This is a genomic window from Geobacillus thermodenitrificans subsp. thermodenitrificans DSM 465 (assembly GCF_000496575.1).
Lineage (GTDB): Bacteria > Bacillota > Bacilli > Bacillales > Anoxybacillaceae > Geobacillus > Geobacillus thermodenitrificans.
Genome location: NZ_AYKT01000008.1, coordinates 1 through 20,587 on the forward strand (window position 1 = coordinate 1; position 20,587 = coordinate 20,587).

General features: G+C 44.5%; 14 protein-coding genes. 10 read left to right on the forward strand and 4 right to left on the reverse strand.

Features of this window, described 5'->3' with window-relative positions; all coding sequences use genetic code 11:
• Positions 1-86: 86 nt before the first annotated feature.
• Together DSM465_RS0109365 and DSM465_RS0109370 are read left to right on the forward strand one after the other, a co-directional pair.
• A complete protein-coding gene (locus tag DSM465_RS0109365) occupies positions 87-1,451 on the forward strand; it encodes a D-serine ammonia-lyase (protein ID WP_029761212.1) in 1,365 nt (454 codons plus the stop codon).
• Between the two features lie 69 nt (positions 1,452-1,520).
• Positions 1,521-2,078 carry a sugar O-acetyltransferase gene (locus DSM465_RS0109370; RefSeq protein ID WP_008880002.1) on the forward strand — a complete coding sequence of 186 codons (558 nt, stop codon included), beginning with the start codon at positions 1,521-1,523 and terminating at the stop codon, positions 2,076-2,078.
• 63 nt (positions 2,079-2,141) lie between these two features.
• Here DSM465_RS0109370 and DSM465_RS0109375 read toward each other — a convergent pair whose 3' ends face one another.
• From DSM465_RS0109375 to DSM465_RS0109385, 3 genes are all read right to left on the reverse strand, one after another.
• Positions 2,142-2,792 carry a cyclase family protein gene (locus DSM465_RS0109375; protein ID WP_029761214.1) on the reverse strand — a complete coding sequence of 217 codons (651 nt, stop codon included), beginning with the start codon at positions 2,790-2,792 and terminating at the stop codon, positions 2,142-2,144.
• A 972-nt stretch (positions 2,793-3,764) separates the two neighbouring features.
• Positions 3,765-4,739 (reverse strand): agmatinase, encoded by a 975-nt coding sequence (speB, locus tag DSM465_RS0109380; RefSeq protein ID WP_008880004.1) that lies wholly within the window; start codon positions 4,737-4,739, stop codon positions 3,765-3,767.
• 166 nt (positions 4,740-4,905) lie between these two features.
• Positions 4,906-6,300: a sigma-54 interaction domain-containing protein gene (locus tag DSM465_RS0109385; protein ID WP_029761215.1), complete on the reverse strand. Its 1,395-nt coding sequence runs from the start codon at positions 6,298-6,300 to the stop codon at positions 4,906-4,908.
• Between the two features lie 593 nt (positions 6,301-6,893).
• Between DSM465_RS0109385 and DSM465_RS0109395 the strand changes: the two genes are divergently transcribed.
• The 4 genes from DSM465_RS0109395 (at position 6,894) to DSM465_RS0109410 (ending at position 12,364) form a co-directional block, all read left to right on the forward strand.
• Complete coding sequence (locus DSM465_RS0109395; protein ID WP_029761217.1) at positions 6,894-8,231, forward strand: aspartate aminotransferase family protein; 1,338 nt, start codon at positions 6,894-6,896, stop codon at positions 8,229-8,231.
• Positions 8,232-8,520: 289 nt separating this feature from the next.
• Positions 8,521-9,939 (forward strand): sodium:solute symporter, encoded by a 1,419-nt coding sequence (locus DSM465_RS0109400; RefSeq protein ID WP_029761218.1) that lies wholly within the window; start codon positions 8,521-8,523, stop codon positions 9,937-9,939.
• Between the two features lie 122 nt (positions 9,940-10,061).
• Positions 10,062-11,477: an aldehyde dehydrogenase family protein gene (locus DSM465_RS0109405; RefSeq protein ID WP_029761219.1), complete on the forward strand. Its 1,416-nt coding sequence runs from the start codon at positions 10,062-10,064 to the stop codon at positions 11,475-11,477.
• Positions 11,478-11,599: 122 nt separating this feature from the next.
• Positions 11,600-12,364, forward strand: coding sequence for an enoyl-CoA hydratase (locus DSM465_RS0109410; protein WP_029761220.1), 765 nt, complete (start codon positions 11,600-11,602; stop codon positions 12,362-12,364).
• A 93-nt stretch (positions 12,365-12,457) separates the two neighbouring features.
• Here DSM465_RS0109410 and DSM465_RS0109415 read toward each other — a convergent pair whose 3' ends face one another.
• Entirely contained in the window at positions 12,458-13,591 is a 1,134-nt protein-coding gene (locus DSM465_RS0109415) for a GntR family transcriptional regulator (RefSeq protein ID WP_029761221.1), read from the reverse strand.
• Positions 13,592-13,916: 325 nt separating this feature from the next.
• On the opposite strand from DSM465_RS0109415, the gene DSM465_RS0109420 reads away from it, so the two are divergent.
• From DSM465_RS0109420 to DSM465_RS0109435, 4 genes are all read left to right on the forward strand, one after another.
• On the forward strand, positions 13,917-15,317 hold the full coding sequence (locus tag DSM465_RS0109420; protein ID WP_011887540.1) for an extracellular solute-binding protein: 1,401 nt from the start codon (positions 13,917-13,919) through the stop codon (positions 15,315-15,317).
• 73 nt (positions 15,318-15,390) lie between these two features.
• Positions 15,391-16,326, forward strand: a complete 936-nt coding sequence (locus DSM465_RS0109425; protein WP_008880013.1) for a carbohydrate ABC transporter permease — start codon at positions 15,391-15,393, stop codon at positions 16,324-16,326.
• 21 nt (positions 16,327-16,347) lie between these two features.
• Complete coding sequence (locus DSM465_RS0109430) at positions 16,348-17,172, forward strand: carbohydrate ABC transporter permease (RefSeq protein WP_008880014.1); 825 nt, start codon at positions 16,348-16,350, stop codon at positions 17,170-17,172.
• Positions 17,173-17,212: 40 nt separating this feature from the next.
• Positions 17,213-20,347, forward strand: a complete 3,135-nt coding sequence (locus DSM465_RS0109435; RefSeq protein WP_029761222.1) for an alpha-mannosidase — start codon at positions 17,213-17,215, stop codon at positions 20,345-20,347.
• Positions 20,348-20,587: the final 240 nt, after the last annotated feature.

Here is a 20,587-nt window from a genome sequence, read left to right on the forward strand (position 1 = left end):
AAAATCAAGTACATCTTTTGGTGATGAACCTCTATTATACTAGAAATAGATGTTTTTTACATCGCATATGGACAAGGAGGAGCCAGATGGAGAACGGGATTGTGGCAGGCAAAACGATCGAGAAATGGGTAAAGGAACTTCCGTTGCTGGAACAGATGATGCAGACGGAAGAAGTGTTTTGGACAAATCCAAACTATCATTCATTTGATCAAGCTGCTCGACATCTTTCGCTCGGTGAACGCGATGTTAAGGAGGCCGAAGAGCGGTTAGCGCGCTTTGCCCCGTATATCGCTAAAGTGTTTCCGGAAACGCGAAACACTAGTGGAATCATTGAATCGCCGTTAGTGAAAATTCCAAAGATGCAACGATATTTGGAAGAGACGTTTCGGCAACCAATCGAAGGAGAAGTATGGCTCAAATGCGACAGCCATCTTCCTATTTCCGGATCGATCAAGGCGAGAGGGGGGATTTATGAAGTTTTGAAACATGCCGAAGACCTCGCGCTCGCAAACGGCATGATTTCTGTAGAAGATGACTATACGCTCCTAGCTAACGAGGAGTTTCGACAGTTCTTTTCCCGCTATTCGCTTGTTGTCGGCTCGACGGGAAATTTAGGCCTTAGCATCGGGATCATCGGAGCACGGCTTGGATTTCATGTGACGGTTCATATGTCGTCGGATGCCAAACAATGGAAGAAGGAGTTGTTGCGAAGCAAAGGGGTGACGGTGGTCGAACATCTCACCGATTATAACAAAGTGGTAGAAGAGGCGAGAAGACAATCGGCTGAGGACCCAACATCGTATTTTATCGATGATGAGAATTCAACTCAGTTGTTTTTAGGATACGCAGTGGCAGCGTTGAGGTTGAAACAACAATTAGAGGATATGAACATCATCGTCGATGAAGAACATCCGCTGTTTGTGTACCTTCCTTGTGGAGTGGGCGGCGGACCGGGTGGGGTGACGTTTGGCTTAAAACTTGTGTATGGAGATCATGTGCATTGCTTTTTCGCCGAACCGACCCACTCGCCTTGCATGCTGCTTGGGCTGATGACAGGAGAACACGATCGCGTATCGGTGCAGGATTTTGGTATTGATAACAAGACGGAAGCCGACGGACTAGCGGTCGGCCGGCCGTCGGGATTTGTCGGAAAGATGTTGGAAAACGCTATCAGCGGCGTATATACAGTGGACGATTCCACTCTTTATCAGCTGCTTGCGGCGATGATTGATACGGAGAAGATCCGATTAGAGCCGTCGGCATTGGCAGGGGTCGCAGGGCCTGTTCGTTTGTGTCAAGACCAAGCGGCGCACATGTATCTCGAGCAGCACCATTTGAAAGAAAAAATGAACCAAGCCACCCATATTTGCTGGGCCACGGGTGGAAGTATGGTGCCTAAGGACGTGATGGACGCCTACTATAAGGAAGGGAAACGCCGGCAAAGAGGGTGATGCCATCCTAACAAGGCAAGACAGGTTAGGTTTCGCACAGGAAATACGTTTGCAGATGGAGGTTATCTGATGAGCACAGAAAAAGAAAATATGTTGGCTGGCCGCTTGTACAATCCTGCCGATCCGCAGCTCGTGAAAGAGCGGGAGCGGGCGAGACGACTCGTTCGCTTGTATAATGAAACATTGGAAACAGAATATGAAAAGCGGGTTCAGTTGTTAAAAGAATTGTTCGGCTCAACAGGAGAACAGCTGTACATCGAACCGAACTTCCGCTGTGATTATGGATATAACATCCATGTCGGTGAACATTTTTTCATGAACTTTGATGGCGTCATTTTAGATGTCTGTGAAGTGCGGATCGGCAATCATTGTTTTATCGGTCCTGGCGTGCACATTTATACTGCGACGCATCCGCTTGACCCGCACGAGCGGAACAGCGGCCGCGAATACGGAAAACCGGTCACTATCGGCGATAACGTTTGGATCGGGGGCCGGGCTGTGATCAACCCGGGCGTCACAGTCGGTGACAACGCTGTCATCGCCTCAGGCGCCGTTGTGACGAAAGACGTTCCCGCTAACGCGGTCGTTGGCGGAAATCCGGCGAGAGTCATCAAGTGGATCAAATAACGAAAGATAGCGCGCCCCGCATCAAAAAAGATACGGGGCGTTTCATATGTTTGATTCCCTCTGTCACTCCCACTGCACCGCCACTGCCCGAACAGGTGAACCGTCGCAGCCAGGCAAGGAAAGGGGCAGGGCGATAATGTACGGGTCATCAAAATCGATTTGATCAAAGTTTGCGAAATTTTCCCCAATCACCCCATTGGCGCCGAGAATAAGTTCATGGGCGCGAAATGAAGAGCCGTCCGGTGGATCGATGTTCAGGGCATCGATAAAAAATGTGCGAACACCCCGTTCGAGCATCGCTTCAATGACATCCGGCGCGACGTATGGGTGGCGAAAATACCGCTCCGTTCCGACGTATGACGACCAACCGGTGTGAAACAAAACGATCGTTCCCGGCGACAACTTTGGCATATACACGGCGGCATCCATCATCGTCACCGCTTCTCCTTCCGTTTTCCCCGTGGCATCGATCACAACGCCGCGACCTAAAAAATAGGTGAGCGGCACATCATCCAACCGCCAGCCGTGCTCGCAAAAGTGGAACGGTGCATCGACATGGGTGCCGCTATGCGAACCGAGCACAAGGCGGCTGACATGGTAACCGTCAGCGGAAAATGTCGCTATCGGTTCGAGGTGCGGCTTTGGATCTCCCGGATAAACGGGAGTTTGGGATGTCAGCGGCATGGAGAGGTCGATAAGTTTTTTGATGTTCATTTTTCGTCGTTCCCTCCCAACCTCTTTTTGACCAAGAGCTGTTTGTTGCTCACTCATCGTAGTGTGGAAAGCTTTTGTTAATGCTTGACATCGGCACAGATCTAAAGTTGTTTGAACGATTTCTGCTCGCCCATGTATGTTAGCTATGGTCATTTCCTCTCCATCCGCTCCTTAAATCGAAGATAAACGAAAAAAACGGAAAGATGAAGACGTTTCTGTTGGATTGCTTGCATCGATATAAACCGTGTTATGATTGATTACTTGTGCCATGGGGAATTTCATGAAAGGGGGATTCCCAGGCGAGTGAGGCAGCAAGAATCTCGGCCTCGCGAACTGTCAAATATCTGGCTCGTTTCGAAAAAGACACGTCCAACAAATCAGCAGACTGACGCATCCAAGGGCCGTATCCACCAATACTAGTTCGGATTCCGGAGAAAACGAGGCTTTTTCAAAAGGGGGAAATGGACTTTTCGGTCATTTTCGATACAACATAAGAGATTAGTATATATTTTCCATGCATTCGTAAGCTATGTAAGAAATGTTTGAAACAGCTGGCTCATAGGTCGAAAATCGAGTCATCTTATGCCCAAGTCGTCTCTTTAAGTACCCCTGGATTGTAGCGTACAAAATCTTTTTCGCGTTGTATCTCTTTTTTAATAAAACATAATTAGCGAGCACAATGACAAACACAGGAATGAATAATGTGGCCATCAGCATAATGAAGTGAAAGAGGCAGGGGAATCAATCCTTTGTTAATAAACCGTTAAATTTATTTTAATATTAAGAATAAAAAATGCACTGATTTCGTCCTAAGGACGAAATCAGAAGTATGACGGACAACATCCGAGCGGTTTGTTATATTGGCTGATGTTAACATATTTTGTTTCAGGAAAAGCGGCGAATCCTCTTCCTTTGTCCTATTCTTCACTGATGTACGCCAGGGAAGGCCGCTCCTTTTCAACCAAATGGTTTTTATGGTGTTGTCGCTGCTGACAAATTGTTGGCCTGTGACCGCTTTTTCTTTAATGCCACAAGCGTAATCATCTCGTACATAATTGCAGAGGCCAATGCTGCTGTAATTTCTCCGCTGTCGTAAGCAGGCAATACTTCGACGAGATCAAATCCGACGATGTTTAGCCCATCGAGTCCTCTTACGTATTCAAGCGCCTCGTAGCTCGTCGGCCCGCCCACTTCTGGTGTGCCGGTACCTGGCGCAAACGCAGGATCAACAAAGTCTATATCGTAGGAAACGAAAACGGGTTTGTTCCCAACGCGTTGATGAATGCGACGCATCACTTCTGTAAAACCAATTTGGCGGACTTCTTTCATCGGAATGACTTCAAAACCAAGCCGCCGTGCGTCTTCGATATCATCGGCGCTGTAAAGCGGTCCGCGCATACCGACTTGAATGGAATGATCTACATCGAGCAATCCTTCCTCAACAGCGCGGCGGAACGGCGTACCGTGCATATATTTTTCTCCATAGTAATGATCCCACGTATCGCTATGCGAGTCAAAATGAACGAGTGCGACAGGCCCAAAGCGTTCGTAAAAAGCGCGCAAGTGTCCCAATGTAATAGAGTGGTCACCGCCCATGAGAATCGGGATGATATCTTTCTTCAACAATGGGCGCAGCTCTTCAACGATACGATCGTATGTGCGCAGCACATTGCCGGGAACGACATCCACATCCCCGTAATCGACACCCGAACAATAAGCAAAAATATCAATATCCATGTCGGGATTGTAAGGGCGAAGCAGGACGGAAAAATTTCGAATATGCTGCGGGCCGTATCGTTGACCAGTGCGGTTTGAGGCCGCGGTATCAAACGGCACACCGAGCACAACAAAATCCACATGGTCGGTTGTTTTGACCTGTTCTAATCGCATAAAGGTACGAACCCCGCAAAAACGGGGCGACTGGGAAGAATCTTTTGGTTTGTACATGTCCCAACCTCCTTAGGAAGTGAAAATGCTCTCAAATTCGTTTAAGCAAAACACGTGCCAAGAAGGGAAAAACAAACCATTCGCAAACGGCTTCGTTTCTTTAATAATGATGAGCCCGTCTCTTACAGATTTTTGAAACGAAACAACGGGGTGGGAGCTATGAATCTTAATTCATTTTTGAATCAATACGGTACTTTTTTAACTTTCGTACGACCGTCGGTTGACTAATGCCAAGATAATCAGCCATCTCGTATGTTGTTTTGCATTGTTGGGCTGCACGCAGCAGCCATTGCCGTTCTACTTGTTCAACGGCTTCTTTTAGTGTCGATGGTTCACTTCTTTTTTCTGCTAGTGAAGGGGTTGACGCAACCTCTGAATGCTTCTGGACAGAAAAAGGAAGATATTCCGGATAAATGGCTTTTGTTTCGGAAGTAATGACCAATCGTTCGATCATATTTTCCAACTCCCGCACATTGCCTGGCCAGTGATAATGAACGAGATGGTCCACAATGGACGGATGGAAGTATTTATCCATATGGTATTTTTGATTACACTTTTCTAAAAAGTATTGCGCTAACATAAAAATATCTTCTTTTCTCTCGCGCAGGGAAGGGACATAAATCGGGATCACATGTAAGCGATAAAACAAATCTTGGCGAAAAATTCCCTGTTTTACCATCTCCTCTAAGTTTCGATTGGTGGAGGCGATTAAGCGGAAATCAACGGTTCGTTCTTTTACTCCGCCAACGCGTATCACTTTTTTCTCTTGCAGTACTTTGAGTAGTTTGGCTTGCATGGAAAGTGGAAGTTCGCCAATTTCATCAAGGAAAAGCGTTCCTTGGTCAGCTAATTCGATCAATCCTGGTTTTCCGGTTTTTTGTGCGCCAGTAAACGAGCCTTTTTCGTACCCAAACATTTCTGATTCGAACAGTGACTCGGGAATCGCGCTGCAGTTCACTTCAATAAATGGTTCGTTTCGACGGGAGCTGCTAAGATGAAGGAAACGGGCAAACACGTTTTTTCCGACTCCAGACTCACCGAGGAAAAGAACAGTCGCATCGGACTGGGCGACACGGCGCACTAACTTCCAAACTCGTTCCATCGCTTTGCTTTGGATGACAATATTTTGTGGTTTCAATTCCTCGATTTCGGTTTGATAATGTTCCATCTGTTTTCTCAGCTTTTCGTAGTCTTCTTTCAAGCGTTCCAGCTCGGTTAAATCATGGGAAAAGCTGATCACACGTACAATGCGGTTTTGTTGATCAAACACGGGTACGCCTGTCGCCATGACAACCCGCCCGGTTGTGGTTTGCTGCATCAATTGGACCTCTTTTTTCTCTCGTAATACTCTGGCTGTAACGGAAGGACAAAAGATATTTTCTTTTTCCAATTGATAAACAGACTTTCCCACTAAATATGAGACATCTTTTCCGTAAATGGATAAGCAATTCGGGCTGGCGCGAAGAACAATGCCGTTTTCGTCTGTAATCACAATATTGTCTGTGGATGATTTTAATATCGCATCCAACTCTAGTTCCAAGATGTCGGTGACACGTTGCATAGTTTCCCTCCTCGTAAGTCTATCGACCTTTCTATTACTAACTTTATCAAAGAAGTGAAAAACCCTTTTTTCTGGCTGTAGATTTGCCGTGAAGTTTTTTGGGGATTTTTTCTCTTGGAAGTTCCAGTAGAAGAAGTGGCTGCGATCATTATGGAGCCGGTCCAAAGAGAAGGGGGGCGCTATTTGATGGAAATCTAGTTGTACAGTTAAAAAGCTCCAAGAATCACGTCCGTACCACTTTTTCGTGGTACGGTTTTTTCATTTGACAAGCACTATGATGCTAAAGGGGGCTGAAGAAAAAGTGATCTGATATTGATTCAAAAATGAATTTTTTGATTCAAAAACGAATTAGATCGGTTGGTAGGATGTGGGGGAGAGCCATGATAGGAACTGATTAAAGCAGGAGGGATAGGGATCGATATAGAATATTGACTGAAAATATAAAAAAGACAAAAAGATGGCACGAAACTTGCGAATCTGGTCTATGAAAATACACATCCCCCCAACCACCGCTTTTCATGCTTAGATGGGGGAGCAATACTTTGTTCATGTGGGGTTCTATGAATCAATCATTTGATTGAAGGAGGATGTACATGAAACAGGGCAACTGGATGCCTCTCTTTCACAAAATGCATGATTTGCTTGCGCCAACGATGGCGAAAGATCATCCGAACTTGCCGGTGATCAAGGAAGAAGGTTGCTACTATTACGGATTGGATGGAAAAAAATATCTTGATTTTACTTCTGGTATTGCTGTGGCCAATACGGGTCATCGTCATCCAAAGGTGGTGCAGGCCATCAAAGAGGCGGCAGACCGCCTAATGCATGGTCCAAGCGGCGTCATCATGTATGAGTCGATTCTCCGCTTGGCCGAGGAGCTTGCTGACATTATGCCTGAAGGGCTTGATTGCTTCTTTTTTGCGAATAGCGGAACGGAGGCAATTGAAGGAGCCATAAAACTAGCCAAGCATGTGACGCGAAGGCCGTATGTCATTTCCTTTACAGGGTGTTTTCATGGACGATCATTAGGAGCGCTTAGCGTCAGTACATCGAAAAGTAAATACCGGAAATACTTGCAGCCCAACGGCTTGACGTATCAACTTCCATATGCCAACCCAAAACATTGTCCAGCAGGAGAGGATCTGGACGTGTACTTCGCCCGTAAGCTTGAACGTGATGTGGCGTCTTTATTTGCCCATCAAGTGACGCCGGAAGAAGTGGCATGCATGATTGTCGAGCCGGTATTGGGAGAAGGGGGATATATCGTTCCTCCGAAAGGATGGCTACGCAAAATGAGGGAAATTTGCGACCGCCATGGTATTTTGCTTATTTTTGATGAGGTGCAGACAGGATTTGGGCGTACAGGGGAATGGTTTGCCGCTCAAACATTTGGCGTCACTCCGGACATTATGGCCATTGCGAAGGGGATCGCTTCTGGACTGCCGCTAAGTGCAACAGTGGCTTCGAAAGAATTGATGAAACAATGGCCGCTCGGCAGCCATGGGACAACTTTTGGCGGCAACCCCATTGCATGTGAGGCGGCGTTGGCAACGTTAGAAGTATTTCGAGAAGAAAAGTTGTTGGAACGTTGTAGGAAAATGGGGGAATACGCACGAAAAAAGCTGGACGTGTTAAAAAGGAACCATCCAGTCATTGGAGACGTGCGTTCGATTGGACTCATGATCGGCATCGAAATCGTCCATCCGCACACCCTCGAACCAAATGGAGAAGGAGTCATGAATATTTTAAACCGTTGTCTGCAAAAAGGAGTTCTCTTTTATCTATGCGGTAATCAAGGTGAAGTGATTCGTATGATCCCACCGCTGATCGTGACAAAAGAACAGATTGACGAAGGATTAAGCATGTTGGATGAAGCGTTGACAGAATATGAAGCAGAAATCGGTGTACATTCATTCGTGTCTGGAAAATGAAAGAGATTTTTGGGGGCGTGTCATCTACGGCTTAAAGGTAAAAAGCGATAGAACTACTTGGACTGACGGATTCAAGGATGGATATCACACCTCACTCAATGAATGCAGTCTGCCTTTAGAAGCAAAAAGTGTTTAGGAGGGGGCTCACCATCCAACGGTTCTTGAACGAGAGATGGAGAGCACCTTCTATCATTTTCTTCAGCTGAAGGAGCCTCTTTCTTTGATCGCATTGATGATTGAGTCACCGAAAAGGGAGAGGCTTTTGACAAAAGAGGATGGGGGAATGGCGATGAGTACACTGGATACAGGGGTTCTTTTATGTTATTTTCTCGTATTGGTTGTCGCAGGGATTTTGGGGGCAAGGCGTGCGAAGACAGCGGAAGATTTTGCATTGGCGGGACGAAATCTTGGGCTATTTGTTTATCTTGGCTGCCTGTCCGCTGTGATTTTGGGTGGTGCTTCAACGATTGGGACGGCGAAGTTAGGATATCAATTTGGGATTTCAGGCATGTGGTTTGTCTTTATGATCGGCTTGGGCATCACGGTGCTCGGTTTGTTTTTTACGAACCAAATTTACGGCGCCAATGTGACAACGATTAGTGAGCTCCTTGGGCGCCGGTACAACCAGGAAACTCGTTTGATCAGCGCGTTAGTTGCGGCCATTTATACGTTGATGGTGTCTGTGACACAAGTGATTGGGATGGGCACCATCATTCATGCCGTTTTAGGTTGGGACATGACTGTTTCGATGTTAGTCGGGGGCGGAATTGTGTTGTTTTACACGATTCTCGGAGGAATGTGGAGCGTGACGATGACGGACATCATTCAGTTTATCGTCATGACCATTGGTATTTTCTTTATTATGTTGCCGATAAGTTTGTCCCATGTCGGCGGATGGGAATCACTTTTGGACCAATTGCCAGCATCCCATTTTGATCTCACCTCCATGGGATGGGCGAATATTTTCCAATATTTCTTGCTCTATACATTAGGAATGGTTGTATCACAAGATATTTGGCAGCGAGTGTTTACGGCAAGAACGAAGAAAATTGCTCGGAGTGGTGCGGTATATGCTGGGCTATACAGCGTTGCCTATGCACTAGCGTTAAGCGTCATCGGTATGTGCGGCGTGATTGTTTTCCCAAATATTGGCGATCCGCAAAATGTATTTGCCAGCATGTCATTACAGATGTTGCCACACGGTTTATTAGGGCTCATTTTGGCAAGCGTATGTTCCGCTCTTATGTCCACTGCCTCAGGAACGTTGCTTGCTTCCTCTACCCTCTTATCACATGATATTTTGAAGCAGTATTGGTTAAAAGATATCAGCGATCAGAAGTTTGTTCTGTTGTCTAGAATCATGACATTAACGATTGGCATCATTGCGATTGCCTTTGCCATTTGGATTCAAGACGTGCTTGTCGCGTTGGATGTCGCCTATGCCATTTTGTCAGGAGCCATTTTCGTCCCAGTGATTCTCGGTTTTTTCTGGAAACGTGTTACAGCGAAAGCCGGTTTTTATTCCATCGTCCTTAGTTCCATCGTTGTGTTAGTTGGGCTGGCGGTAGAGGGATTAAGTTCAACCTATCCGATTATGTATGGAATTGGAGCGAGCATCGTTTCCATCATTGTTTTGTCCTATTTATTCCCGTCTTCAAATTTGGATACAGGCAATGAGGCTTTAGAGGAGCGTCAAAGCGTCCTTTGACCATTCAAACGGTTTTCGGATTGGAAAGAGGATTCCTTTCAACAAATGACGAACTAAACAATGATGGACATGATATTTTATGCAATACAAGTTTAGAGGGGGATGGAAGAGTAGTGGAAAGAATGAAATTATACATCAACGGCGAATGGCGGGAAGCGAAGTCTTACACTGAACTGAAATCACCGTATTCACGCGAGACGATTGCCGAAATCCCAGCAGCAACGGAACAAGAAGTGGATGAAGCGATCGCTGCGGCGTACGCGAAGCGGCAGACAATGGCCGCCATGCCGGCCTATGAGCGGGCAGCGATTTTAGAACGGGTCGTCGAGCAGCTGAAAGAGCGGCAAGAAGAGGCAGCGAAGCTGATCGCGCTGGAAGCAGCCAAACCGATTACGACGGCGAAAGGAGAAGTCGCCCGCACGATTCAGACGTATAAATTTGCCGCCGAAGAAGCGAAGCGCGTCCATGGGGAAACGTTGCCGCTTGACGCGGCGCCGGGTGGGGAAAATCGCATCGCCATGACCGTTCGTGAACCGATCGGCGTCATCGGGGCGATCACCCCATTTAACTTCCCGATGAACTTAGTCGCCCATAAACTTGGGCCGGCTATCGCTTCAGGCAATACCGTTGTGTTGAAACCGGCTAGCCAAACACCGCTGTCGGCCTACTTTATCGCCGAGCTATTTGAGAAAGCGGGCTTGCCGAAAGGGGCGCTCAACGTCGTCACCGGAAGCGGCCGAACGGTCGGCGATGCAATCGTCACCGACCCGCGCATCAGTATGATTACGTTCACCGGCAGCCCGGAAGTGGGCATCGCGATCCGCAATAAAGCGGGCTTAAAGCGGGTTACGTTGGAACTTGGCTCAAACTCAGCCGTGATCGTCGACGAGCAGGTCGATCTGAATCGCGTCATCCCGCGTTGCGTATTTGGTGCTTTCACGTTCCAAGGGCAAGTGTGCATTTCGCTTCAGCGCATCTATGTCCATGAAAATCGCTATGATGAGTTCGTCGAAAAATTCGTCGCCGAAGCGAAGCGGTTAAAAACGGGAGATCCGCTTGATCCAGCGACCGATGTGTCGGCATTAATCACGCCAGGCGATGTCGATCGGGCGCTCTCTTGGATTGAGGAAGCGAAACAAGGCGGCGCAAATGTCGTTCTTGGCGGTGAGCGTGACGGCAACATTCTGCTTCCGACGGTCATTGTCGATGCCAAACCGACAATGAAAGTGTCATGTCAAGAAGTGTTTGCTCCGATCGTTTTGATCAACCGCATTCGCTCGATCGACGAGGCGATTGCGCTTGTCAATGACTCGCGCTACGGTTTGCAGGCGGGCATCTACACGGATAATGTTCATACCGCGTGGAAAGCGGCAAAACAGTTGCACGTTGGCGGCGTGTTGATCAACGACATCCCGACATTTCGCGTCGATCACATGCCGTATGGCGGCGTAAAGGAAAGCGGATTTGGCCGCGAAGGGATTCGCTATGCGATAGAAGAAATGACCGAGTTGAAGTTGATTATTTTCAACGAAAATTGAAATGTGGGAACAGGGGCGTTCTTTATAAAAAGAGCGTCCATTTTTTTTTCGTGCAGGAAAAGGAGTTTGCCCCTCCGTTAGGGAAATGAAATAAATGAACGATCATTCAGAGGGGGAGAGCGATGGAAACGGTAGTACTGACGTTTGAGCAAAACAAAGCGATTTTGGAGCTGAACCGCCCGCAGGCGCTCAATGCGATGGATATGCAAATGTTAACTGAACTTGTCGATGCGCTGCGGAAAATCAAGGAAAGTGACACTTCGATCGTTGTCATCCGCGGCAAGGGGAGAGGATTTTCCGCCGGCGGCGACATTAAAACGATGCTTTCAGTTGATGATCCAAGCCAATTCCGTACGGTAATGAAAACGATTCAAGAGATGATCATGCTATTGTATACGATGCCGAAAATCACCGTTTCGTTCATCCATGGACCTGCTGCTGGTCTAGGGTTTAGTTTCGCCTTGGCGAGCGATTATCTTATCGCCACGAACGAAGCGCGCCTGGCCATGAACTTTATCGGCGTCGGTCTTGTCCCTGACGGTGGTGGGCATTTCCTCTTGGCGAAGCGCGTCGGCACGCCAAAAGCGAAACAGATCATTTGGGAAGGAAAAACGATGAGCGCTGACGAAGCGAAACAGCTTGGCCTCGTCGACCTTGTTGTCGATAGTGAGGAGCAAGCGGAACAATGGCTCGCTTCCTTGCAAGAAAAACCGCTTCAAGCCATGATTGCCACAAAATTGTTGTATGCTGAGCAAACAAAGGCGGACTTGCTTCGCGTCTTGGAGATTGAAACTGACGCCCAACAGCGCATGCGGCAAACCGAAGACCACCGCGAAGGCATCCGCGCCTTTTTAGAAAAAAGGAAGCCGGTGTTTCGAGGAAAATAAGGATGAAACGGTTAACTCCTGCCTGATTTACACTCATGTGCACCTTGGCAGGAGTTTTCTTTTGAGTGCGAATATTCGTTGTACATGGCACTGTTAATCCACATGTTGATTAGCGCTTGTTTGACATACACCGGTTGAGCTTCTAACAATAAGTTTTGGTGGCACAAAGATTTGCTGACGCTTCTGTAACGGGTTTTCAATTGTCGATATCATGAGTTTTACAGCTTCTTGCGCCAATAATGTTTCTTGTTGCCTTATACATGTGGGCGGAACTTTGTGAAGATGTGAAAACTCATAGTCATCAAACATAATCATAGATAAGTCTTGTGGAATCGTATAACCCATTTCTAAGGCTGCTTCTATCACTGTTAGACCATTATTTACCAAAAATAGGGCCGTGATATCTCGATGGTTAGAGAGGAAGTTCTTGATTTTATCCTTATTTATATGATCGTGCTCCTCAAGTGTAAGATGAAGATCTAAGAGATACAAGCGATGATCAATAGGAATATTATACTCTGTTAGTGCTTTTTCAAATCCTTTAATTCTGTCCTCGATGCTAGTTGTTCCTTCCGGAATACTAGAGACGATCCCTATTTTAGTATGTCCTAGCTCCAGCAAATGTTTTGTTGCCTCGTAAGCTCCTAAAACATTATCTGTGCAGACGCTATTCGCCCCAATTCCCCGAAAATAACGGTCTATTAGGACTAAAGGAAATTTTTCTATCGTTAATTTCAGAATCTCTTCATTATACGTTTCTCCTTCTGCAGGATAAATGATCAGTCCGTCTACTCCTAAACGAAGAACTTCCTTTAATATTTGCGTTTCGAGTTGTTGCGAATCGTATGTTTGGCACAAGATAACACGATACCCATGTTGGGCGAGAAGTTTTTCAATTTCACTCATCATAATAGTGATAAACTGACTGTTTAAGCGTGGAATAATACAAGCGATCAGTTTACTCGAGTTCTGTTGGGAAACGTTGTTTGGATAGATAATATGTTCGGAATCTTCCTTTTTAGCCACAAAGGATCCTCTGCCTTGAATGCGATAAATAATTCCTTCCTCTACTAAAGCATCTAATGCTTTTTTTACCGTAATTCTGCTGACCTGAAATTTTTCGGCCAGTTCGTTTTCAGAAGGAATTTTATCATTAGGCTTCCACTTCCCTTGTTGGATGTGATCCATAATATACTGACGTATTTGCATATAAAATGGGACTCTCACTATAGGTCCCCCTCCTTCACTTGATATATAACAAATATACAACTTGATTGATTTGTTGTAAAGTAAAGAATATTTTATTGTTTTAAAAATAATAAAAAATAGATGTTTACAATGTTACTGAATTTTGATAATATTCAGTTAGAATGTTGAATATACATTATTACAAATTATACAAGTTGGGTGGTGGTTGCTAGGTTAATAAATAAAATGAACAAAGGGGGGCTCACATATTCAAGCTATCGTCTGATTGTTTTCTCTAAAAAGGAAGAATCAATGTCTTGGATTGAAGAAGCGTGTACGATTTTTCAATCATGAAAGGGGAGTGATGGATGATATGTTTCTTTCTCCTACTAAGAGGTTAGTTCCCATGTTGCTCGTTTCTCTTGGATTGGTGTTGGGGGCTTGCTCTAATTCGGCCTCGAATCAGGAAGGAAATAATAAAACTGGCAATTCTAAAAATAGTATTGAAATCGCTTTCAGAGATTTCGGTTCCGGGAGTGTAGGTTTAAAAGAATGGTTAAATGCTGTCAAAGAGGAGTTTGAGCAACAACACTCAGATGTGAGCGTTCGATTTGTACCCATTCAGGCATCAGAAGGAGACTTTTTTGCCAAACTTGCTTTGATGGTAAAGAATGAGCAAACAGCTCCCGATATCGTTACAGAAGATACGTTTATGATTAACTCTGATGCAGCCGCTGGCAATATCGATCCTCTAGATAAGTACATCGAGCAGTGGGATGATTGGAAAAACTTTAATGACAGGGTCAAGCAAGGAGTAACAGCTGTTGACGGAAAGGTATATGGTATCCCTTATAGCACCGATACACGCGGTCTTTGGTATAACGTCAATATTTTTCGTAAAGCGGGCCTTCCGGTACCGTGGAATCCAAAAAGTTGGGATGATGTGCTAGAAGCTGCCAAAACCATTAAAGAAAAAGTACCAGGTGTCGTCCCATTCTGGGCAAACTCCGGCAAGGCGACAGGTGAGGCTACATCAATGCAGACATTTGAAATGCTTTTGTATGGGACAGAGGATACTTTATACAACTTTGACACAAAAAAATGGATTGTGAAGAGCCAAGGGTTTTTGGACTCTCTTGAGTTTATCCATCAAATTTATTCGAATGATCTAGGTCCGGAACTGTCACAAGTATTAACCGGAAAAGCAGGAGATATTGTTCAGACAGAGTTAATGCCGAAAGAAAAAGTAGGTATTGTACTAAACGGGAACTGGGTTCCGGGGGTTTGGAGGGAAGGCGGGCCTTCGCCTTGGCCAGAAGGGACAGAAGTATATAAACTGACGGCAATGCCAACACAGCATGGACAAGATCCTGGCTTTACTTCCATGTCTGGGGGCTGGGCGCTATCGATTCCTAGCAAAGCGGACAATAAGGATTTAGCATGGGAGTTTATTAAATTGGCTACAAGCGAAAAATATAACAAATTGTATGTTCTGAAACAAGGAGATTTAACTCCGCGTCTTGATGTTGCTGAGGATCCAGAAGTGCTTAACGCTCCTGGAAGTGTCACAAAAGAAGCAGCCAGCTTTATTAAATTTACACACTTTAGACCTGGGGTAGATAAATATCCAGCGGTTTCTACTGCTATTCAAGCAGCCGTCGAAGCGGTTGCTACAGGAAGCCTCAGTCCTAAAGAGGCGATGGAGCAATACGCCAGAGAGGTTACGCGTGTAGTAGGTAAGGAAAATGTAGAAGTGCGGAAATAGAGGAGAATAGATAAAAGGTGATCATCGTTATAAGATGATCACTTTTACACCACTTTTTTGGAAGGAGAATGCTATGAATGTTGATGCCCAAAAAAATATTCATGGAAACGTGCAACGTGTCTCGTATCCCCGAAATAGAAAGGATCACCGCTTGATATTAAGATCGATTTTATTCTTATTTCCTGCCTGTTCCCTCTTATTGGTTTTCTTTGTAGGTCCGATTTTACTAACTTTCTATTTTGCCTTTACCAACATGTCGCTTACCGGTACAGCTGCCCAAGCGATAGAGTTTGTCGGTTTTAAAAACTTTATGTATATGTTTTCAGACCCTAACTTTCGAGTCAGTATTGTGAAAACGATCGTTTTCCTTGTGTTTTCTGCTGTGATTGGGCAACAAGTTTTAGGATTTATACTAGCGTTGTTAATGAAAGAAAGAAATCGTACATTTCGGCGTATTATAGGAACTACCGTGCTTGCAGGGTGGGTTACCCCGGAAATTGTGGTCGCATTTGCGTTTTTTGCTTTTTTGAATGAACAAGGCACATTAAATACTATCCTTCAATCGATAGGGATAAAACCAATTGCATGGTTATTTACGTTTCCCATGGTTAGTGTAATCATCGCTAATATTTGGCATGGAACTGCATTTTCGATGTTAGTGTTCCAATCTGCTCTTGACAATGTTCCTAAATCGCTAGAAGAAGCTGCGATTATTGATGGTGCAACAAGGTGGCAACGGTTGTGGAGAATCACTATTCCTGTGATTAAGGGACAAATTGTGACAAACATGGTTCTCGTTACATTACAAACGTTAGGGGTGTTTACATTAATTTATGCCTTAACGGGTGGAGGACCAGGAATGTCCACTCAAACGCTTCCGATTTATATGTACAACCAAGCTTTTGTGAACTACCAGTTAGGGTACGGAACTGCTATTTCATTGGCTATGCTGATCATCGGAATCATTGCAAGCTTACTGTATATTCGTCTGTTAAAAGTGAAAGTGTAAGGGAAAGAGGTGGGAACAAGGATGACTAGGCGTACGTTGGAGAAGGTGATTCCGTACATTGTGCTTAGCTTTTTGGGAGTAGTATTTTTGTTGCCCTTGCTATGGATCCTTTTTTCATCGTTTGACCCGCATGCGACAGTGTCGTTGAAGGTTCCGAAAACGATTAGCATGGAGAACTTTGCTTCCGTTTTGGCAGATAAGACGAATCAACGCTCTCTCTTAATCGGAGTTTTTCTCTCACTTGGTCAAGCAATGATAACAGTAGTAGCCGCTACATTAGCAGCATATCCGTTATCAAGATATCAACTCAAATATAAGAAGCCATTTCTTTTGACTATTTTATTTATGACATCATTACCGATTACTGCTGTAATGGTTCCTGTATATCAATTGTTTATGTTTTTGAATTTACAGGATTCGTTGTTAGGAACAATGTTATTTCTCGCCTCCTCTTCATTACCTTATGCGATTTGGATGACAAAAAACTTTATGGATGCCGTACCGCTTGAATTAGAGGAGTCTGCATGGATAGATGGGGCGTCAGTGTTGAAAGGACTTCAAAAAGTTGTAGCCCCATTGATGATTCCAGGAATGTTTACCGTTGCGATTTTTACTTTTACATTAAGCTGGGGAAATTTTTTCGTTCCGTATATCTTAATACAATCGCCAGAAAAACTTCCGGCGTCTGTAACGATATACCAGTTTTTCGGGCAATACGGCATGGTTGAATATGGGAAATTGGCTGCTTTTTCTCTCATTTATACAATTCCTCCGATTATTCTTTACATGATTAGCCAACGTTTCATGTCAGAAGGGTTTAGTTTTGGTGGAGCAACAAAAGGATAAATGAACGTTGCGACAATAAAAATCAAAGGAGAGACTTAATATGTTTTTAACGGAAGAAAAATTGGAAGCTCGTATTCATGAGTTGTCGGAGCATCGATACCGCGAGGCGATTTTGATTCCTAAGTTTCGCTTTTTGGCAGATGAAAAAGGGGAGGTGGGCGCACGTCTTCCCGAAACAAAAGAATGGGGGGAAATTACGTTAGGGGATTATTGGAGGGGAAGAGATGTCTATGCTTGGCTTCAAGCTGACATTGATATTCCAAAACAATGGATGGGAAAGGAGATAGTAGGTCTATTTGATTTTGGCAAAACCGGTGGGGGAAATAACTCAGGATTTGAGTCACTTTTATATTTAAACGGGGTTCCGTACCAAGGTGTCGATTCCAATCACATGGAAGTATTTTTTCCGAAAGATGCGGCTGGTTCTAAATTGAGTTTAACATTTCGCCTCTGGTCAGGGCTTGAAGGGGGAGGAATTCCGAGAGCGCAGGAACATAAGATCAAACGGGCAGAGGTCGCTTGGCTGGATGAAGTGATTGATGATTTGTTTTTTACTGGAAAAGCTATTCTTCAAACAGTGAAAATTCTTGATCGGCATTCTCCCGAACGGCAGTTGCTTCTCTCATTGTTGGATCGGGCATTTCGGCAAATTGACTGGTCAAAACCGAAATCTGACTCATTCTATCATTCTGTCGCTATCGCTCTTCAAATACTTAAAGATGAATTGAAGAAAATGGAGAAAAAACACCCGGTAACGGTTCGTTGTGTTGGACACACACATATCGATGTGGCCTGGCTTTGGCGCCTTAAGCATACAAGGGAAAAGGCGGCGAGATCATTTTCTACCGTGCTTCGACTGATGGAGAAATATCCAGAGTACATTTTTTTGCAAAGCCAGCCTCAGCTATATGAATATATTAAATCAGATTATCCTGAAATATTCGAGCAAATTCGGAAGCGGGTTGCGGAAGGGCGTTGGGAAGCGGGAGGGGCCATGTGGCTAGAAGCGGATTGTAACATTCCCTCCGGAGAATCATTGGTGCGGCAACTACTTACAGGAACTCGTTTTTTGCGCAAGGAGTTCGGTGTAGAGTGTAAATATTTATGGCTTCCGGATGTATTTGGCTATAACTGGGCTTTACCGCAGATTCTAAAAAAATCAGGGATTCATACATTTATGACGACGAAAATTAGTTGGAATCAATATAATCGAATGCCCCATGATACATTCTGGTGGAGGGGAATTGACGGAAGTGAAGTTCTTACACATTTTATTACAACCCCGGAGCCGAATAAAGATTGGTGGTTTTACACTTATAACGGAGTCATTACGCCGGAGACGGTACAAGGAATTTGGAATTCCTATAGGGATAAGGCCATTAACCAGGAGTTGCTTCTATCATATGGTTATGGAGACGGCGGAGGAGGAGTCAATAGGGAAATGCTAGAGATGCGTCGCCGTCTAAATGACATTCCTGGATTGCCAAATGTAGAAACTGGTAGGGCGGATGAGTTTTTTGAACGGTTACATAAAAAAATAAAAGAGACCGATCAGTATGTACATGTGTGGGATGGAGAGCTTTATCTTGAGTATCATCGAGGAACTTATACAAGTCAAGCTTACAATAAGAGAATGAACCGAAAGATGGAACTTTTGTACCGGGAGACGGAGTGGATGGGGATCGTGTCAACCATGTTAAACGCTGATTGGTCCCATTATCCGTTTGAACAGTTGAACGAAGGATGGAAGATCATTTTGCGGAATCAGTTTCACGATATCATTCCTGGTTCATCCATTCGTGAAGTGTATGAGGATAGTAAAGAGGAATATGAAACGGCCGAAAAGTATGCATTAAGTGCTTGGGAAAATTTGAGCAAGAGTATCATAATTCAGCAAGAAGAGAGCACCGTTACAGTGTTTAACTCTTCTCCATGGGTAAGAACAGATTTCATTCGAGTTCCAGTAACTGCAGAGACCAAAAAAGGGATATGGAAGGATGGATCAGGGAAGGAGTTAAAGGCAGAAAGAGTCGGTGATCATTGGGTTGTATTAGTAGAAGATGTTCCGTCTCTAGGATTCAGTACAATTCGATTTTATGGTGAGGAATCGGGAAATACTTTGGCTCAAACGGATCTATTCCATATTGGCTCTTCGGAAATGACTTCACCGCACTACAAAATTAAATGGAATGATAAAGGACAAATTACCTCCATTTACGACTTCGAGGCAAAACGAGAAGTCTTAGATGACGGAAAATGCGGAAACGTATTGCAAGTATTTGAGGATAAACCTCTGCGCTTTGATGCTTGGGATATTGATATATTCTACCAAGAGAAAAAGAGGGAAGTAGAAGATTTACGACGTGTAAGTGTCAAGGAGATCACCCCGCTTTATGCCATTGTCCATTTTGAATGGGGATATATGGACTCTTCGATTAAACAAGATATGATTGTATATGCACATAGCAGAAGAATCGATTTTAAAACAGAGGTAGACTGGAAAGAGCAAAATCAATTGTTGAAGGTGGCATTCCCTGTAAAGATTCGTTCTACGCTGGCGACTTATGATATCCAATTTGGCAATGTCAAAAGACCTACCCACTGGAACACAAGTTGGGATTATGCGAAGTTTGAAACAGTTGCACATCAATGGGCTGATTTATCGGAAACAGGATATGGGGTTAGTTTGTTAAATGATTGCAAATACGGTTATGACATTAAAGATAATGTTATGAGGCTATCATTGATTAAATCTGCCACCTATCCAGATTACAAGCAAGATCAAGGACATCACATTTTCACTTATTCCTTACTTCCGCATGTGGGCGATTGGGTAGAAGGACAGACAGTAAAAGAAGCGTGGTATTTGAATAATCCGTTGACTTACAGGATAGGGCAACCCGTTAAAGAAACATTTTCATTATTTCGTGTTGATGCAAATAACATCATGATTGATGCTGTCAAAAAAGCGGAAGATACCAATCAAATTGTTCTTCGTTTACATGAATTTACAGGGAGAAGAGGCAAAGTGTGTATCACCAGTGACTTGTCTATCACTGCCTGGCAAGAGTGTGACCTTATGGAAAGAGGGATAGGGGAGAAGAAGACAGATGCGACATTGGAGTTTGATATCAATCCATATGAAATTAAAACATTTCTTATCGATTTAAAGTAGTATAGCAAACGATTGCTATATCCCCTTATGGGCATTGGAGTTTCTCTATGACCATAAGGGGGTATTTGTATATCCGCGTTGTTTTATGTTCCCGAGTTCGAGAGTCACTATGGACAGATGTTTCGCATCCATTTCATGACGACTCTCATAGGAAAGATGGCAACCATCTGATTCGAGTTATGTTTAAGAGGGGCATCTTTAACGGTCGATCACAGGACTCCTGTTGTTCGCAGCGGGATA